The organism is Vibrio sp. 10N.222.52.C12 (assembly GCF_041474215.1).
In the GTDB taxonomy this organism is placed as follows: Bacteria; Pseudomonadota; Gammaproteobacteria; order Enterobacterales; family Vibrionaceae; genus Vibrio; species Vibrio crassostreae_C.
Window position 1 is genome coordinate 1 of sequence record NZ_JBFRTR010000220.1, and the last position, 1,187, is coordinate 1,187.

At 38.5% G+C, this 1,187-nt stretch carries 1 protein-coding gene and 1 pseudogene; one reads left to right on the top strand and one right to left on the bottom strand.

Annotation, left to right across the window (positions count from 1 at the left end; translation table 11 throughout):
- A pseudogene (locus tag AB4623_RS23865) lies at nucleotides 1-448 on the bottom strand (hypothetical protein); the annotation flags it as partial.
- A 420-nt stretch (nucleotides 449-868) separates the two neighbouring features.
- On the opposite strand from AB4623_RS23865, the gene AB4623_RS23870 reads away from it, so the two are divergent.
- A partial coding sequence (locus tag AB4623_RS23870) for a helix-turn-helix domain-containing protein (protein WP_372147503.1) occupies nucleotides 869-1,187 on the top strand: 319 nt, incomplete at its 3' end.

The window sequence follows — 1,187 nt, forward strand, 5'->3', positions numbered from 1 at the left end:
TAAAAGGAATGTAGTCTGCACCTTTTACCTTGTTTAAGTTTCTTCGAAGGTCAAGCACTTGAAATTTGTACTCTAAAGTTTCTAACCATAGAATGATTAACTCTAAGGTCTCTTGAGAGAACTCTTGGTTACTAACATCGAATTTTTCAAATTCATGCTTCAAATGCCTCTCTAAGTAACCGAGGAGATTCGAGTTGCAATCTTTGCACGCTGGTAGCGTCGTTTTATTGTAAGTCTGAGAAATGCCGTTAGTTGTTGTTTTGAACGTTCGTTTCGTACAACGGTTATAGACCCATTGAGGAATTACATGCTCTCTAGTCAACTTCTCTTGAGAACCACAAATTATGCACATTTCTGCTGAGTGATCGGCAATGATTGCATCAATTACTTTCTTCTTATTTACTCTAATTTTCTTTCGAAGTTGAATCAGCTTTAACTGAATGCTCATTTGAGAAATAGCTCCTAACTTACTTGGGGCACAGAACGCTTTCATACGGTGATTAGCCGTACTTCATAGATATATGATGTGGTCTTTCTTTTAAGGGTTCAACATAAATTCAATAGCTTAGTGAAAAAGATAATAAGTTAGATTTCTACGTGCTGCATTACTTCTTGATTTTCTGCATTCAGATAACTTTTAGTAGGGAAAATTCGCATTAACGGCATGTGAACGAGCTTTTACTCTAAAAAACAAAGGGGCAAAGACGCGTTAGAAGGACCAAAAAGAAGTTTGTGATCACCAAGCGATTCTGTCGTACCTTAACTACCAAACGACTTTGTCGTTAGCCTAATTACCGAGGGAAATTGACGGTCCTACTTTTTACGTAATCCTTTGACTAGTGCTACGAATTAGTCAGGGGTGTATAGGATGATCGTTATGAATACTCAATCTCAGCTTACCGTGGATATCATCGCAAAAGTTGCTCTCGGTAAAATCTCAATTACTAATGCCTCTAAGCTCCTCAATAAGTCTCGCAGAACCATTGAACGTTATCTCAGGCGATATCGCTCTGATGGTATCCGATTTGTGGTTCATGGCAACACAGGAAGGGCACCCGCTAATAAAATCCCCATTACCTTAAAGCAACAAGTTCAAGCTCTTATAAAGGCCAAGTATTACGACTTTAACATGCTTCATCTCGCCGATATGTTAGAGGTATTTGAAGGCATCAAAGTAAAACGGGAGA